This is a genomic window from Pseudofrankia coriaricola, assembly GCF_001854805.1.
GTDB lineage: Bacteria > Actinomycetota > Actinomycetes > Frankiales > Frankiaceae > Pseudofrankia.
Genome location: NZ_MBLO01000168.1, coordinates 1 through 2,980, shown reverse-complemented (window position 1 = coordinate 2,980; position 2,980 = coordinate 1). Strand labels below are relative to the sequence as shown.

The 2,980-nt window shown below is 66.1% G+C and carries 2 protein-coding genes; one reads left to right on the top strand and one right to left on the bottom strand.

The genetic code is table 11. The features are described 5' to 3' along the window. Window positions 1-515 precede the first annotated feature (515 nt). Window positions 516-1,775 (top strand): ABC transporter substrate-binding protein, encoded by a 1,260-nt coding sequence (locus BCD48_RS21105; protein WP_241841892.1) that lies wholly within the window; start codon window positions 516-518, stop codon window positions 1,773-1,775. 66 nt (window positions 1,776-1,841) lie between these two features. Here BCD48_RS21105 and BCD48_RS21100 read toward each other — a convergent pair whose 3' ends face one another. Beyond that, window positions 1,842-2,663: a transposase family protein gene (locus tag BCD48_RS21100; RefSeq protein ID WP_071050132.1), complete on the bottom strand. Its 822-nt coding sequence runs from the start codon at window positions 2,661-2,663 to the stop codon at window positions 1,842-1,844. Window positions 2,664-2,980 lie beyond the last annotated feature (317 nt).

Below are 2,980 nucleotides of genomic sequence, written 5' to 3'. Positions count from 1 at the left end.
CTCGGACACCGCGAGCAGATCCACCGGCGGCACCCGGCGGCCACCGACCGGCGCCACGGCGGCCAACTGATCCAGGACAGGGACAGCCGACGATAATGGTGCGGCGGGCATGGCACCTCGAGGACGATCAGGCTGGCGTAGGAACCTCCATGATCATCCGAGGGTCATGCCCGTCCTCTTTCGGCCCCGCCCACCAGCACCAACCCGCGCCCTGGAACCACCGGAAACCCTCAGCACGACCTACCGGTCGCTACCAAGCAAACTTGCCGCAGCCCTGGGCTGCCAGGCGTTCGCTTCGTCGTAGGGCGTGGCTGTCTTGAAGCAGCCGTGGAGGATGCCGACGAGGCGGTCGGCGAGTTGGCGCAGGGCGGCGTGGTTGGCTCCGCGTTCTCGTTGCCGCCCGTGTGCTCGCCCGCCAGCGGCTACCGCCCGGAGTCTGCCGAATGGCTGACTCCCAGAACTCATTTGGAGTCCATGCGATGCTAGATCTTCGCCGACGATCGTTGAGAGCCGCCGTGCTTGCGGTCAGTGCCGCCAGCCTTACGGCCGGCCTGGTCTCGTGTGGCGGATCAAGCGATGTCGCGACCAGCGGCATGTCCTGCCGGGCGCTGGCGCCGGGCATCACGCCCGCAGCGATCAAGGTCGGCGTGATATTACCTGACACGGGTCCTGCAGCTTCCAGCTTTCGCGCCTTCCGCGCCGGCGTCGACGCCCGGTTCGACAGCGTCAACGAGGAAGAGGGAGGCATCTACGGCCGACAGATCACCTACGCCTGGCGCGACAACGGCGGGGTGAGCGATCTCAACGAGCACGCGGCCCAGGAGCTCGTCACCGACGAGAGGGTCTTCGGGATCGTTCAGGAGCCATCCGCTGCCGGCGGCTCGATCGGCTGGCTCAACGAGCAGGGCGTCCCGGTAACCGGATTAGCCCTTGACTCGAATTGGCAGGGCATGAACAACATGTTCTCGTGGTATTACTTCGGCAAGGGCTCGACCACCACCTGGGGCCAATACCTGCGCGGACGGGGCGTGTCGCGCGTGGTCGTATTCGCTACCGGAGTAAATGCGACCAGCGTGGATAGCAACCAAAAGATCGTCGCCAGCCTGCGAGCCAGCCGGATCCAGGTCGTCAAGACTTTCTGGGTCGCTGAAACAACCACGAGCTTTCAGAACCTTGCCCAGCAGACAAAAGCAGCGAACGTCGACGGCATCGCTGGGGTCCTTGTGCCCGAGGCGGCTGCCCAGCTCCTCCCGGATCTTCGCGGGGTCGGTCTGACTCTCGGAGGGAGCCTCAAGGCCGCATTGCTGCCGCTCGGCTACGACTCAAGCGTCCTCGAGAAGGAGGGTCCGGCGCTCGCCGGGGTTTCCATCGCCACACTAGTCAATCCGTTCGAGAATGACACTCCGGGACAGCGGAAGTTCCGCCAGGCGATGACCGCCTACTCCCCTGAGACCCAGCCTCCGACCCAAGACAGCGCGGTCTATGGTTGGCTCTCCGCCGACCTTTTCATCCGTGGTCTGCGGGCCGCAGGGAAGTGCCCGACCAGGGAGTCGTTCATCACCAACCTGCGCGCAGTGAAGGACTACGACGGCTCCGGCATGACCGCGCCCGACCGCAACGACCTGTCGACGAACTTCCGCGAGCCGTCCGCCTGCTACAGCGTCGTCGAAATAAGCCCGGATGGCCAGCATTTCGTCCCACAGAACGACGGCCAGCCCTACTGCGGCACCGCGATCACCCCGGAACAATTGAAGCAGCTGAACCAGGGGCCATGAGTGAGCCTTTCCCAGTAACCTCCCGCTGCGGTCTGTGACCACAACGCCATGTTTGTGTGGCGGGTGTCAGGTGGTCCGCCGGTGCTCGGTGTGGAGGATGACGAGGGCGGCTTTCACGATCAGGCCGATCTTCCAGGGGTCGAGGCTGACGTTCCGCAGGGCCTTGAAGTACTTCAGGAGCGCGTTCGCGCGTTCGCCGACGGCGCGTAGCGCGTTATGGACCCGGTTGTGTTTCTGCTGGTCGAGGGGCAGGCCTGCGCCCTGGGCTCGTTTGTGGGGGACCTGGACCTGGTCTCGTAGCCCTTCGTAGCCGAGGTCGGTGAGGATCCCGCCGTCGGCGTCGGTCCACTCGGCCAGGGCGGGCAGCGCGCCGGAGGCGCGCAGCGCGGTGGTGTCGTGTTCGCGGCCGGGGCGGACGTCGGACACCCACAGTGGCCAGCCGTCGTCGGGGGCGGAGACGACCTGGATGTTGCCGCCGTGGTTGTGGATCTTCGCGGACCACCACAGGTCGACGCCCCTGGTCGGGCCGGGGACGCGGACCCGGTCGGTCTCGATGACCGTGCCGTCGACGATGACGTGGTCGTAGCCGGCCAGGCTCGCCGCGGTGAGCGCGTTACGCAGGCCGGGGGCCTGCCAGGCGAGCACGGCGATGCCCTCATGCAGGTAGCGGTAGCCGGCCGAGGAACTGATGTCGTTGTCGTCGCAGAGATCCCCGACCCGGACACCGTCACGCAACCAGCGCAGAACGAGCACGGCCTGCGCCCAGGGAGTGAGCGCGCGGGTTCCCTTCCGGGTCCCTCGACGTCCACGCTCGGTGACCAGCAGGACCGCCAGCCGCAGGACGGTGTGCTCGGAGAACTGCAGCTTGCCGACATATGCGAGAGTCATACGCGCGCGGGGCCTCATTCGAAGTGGATCTGTGGAAGGACCTACTTCTTATCGAGACCCCGCGTTCTGCGTCCCAGCACCTCCCAGGGCACCACGGTCCGTGATCGCTACGGAGGGTGGCAGCTCGTTGCTGGGAAAGGCTCAGTGGCTGGGGCGAACCTCACGCACATGAGGACCCGGTCGACGGTCAGGAACAGCCACTCCGGCCATTACGGACCAGCCGGCCTGGATCGTTCACGGGGTTGGCGGGTTGCCTCGCGTGATCAGCGACCTGTGTTTTGATCTGGGTTTTCCTGTCTGTGGGCAGCGTCGGGGAG

Coding starts and splice junctions, on each gene's coding strand:
- BCD48_RS21100 (WP_071050132.1), bottom strand. CDS start 2,663: ATGACTCTCGCATATGTCGGCAAGCTGCAGTTCTCCGAGCACACCGTC.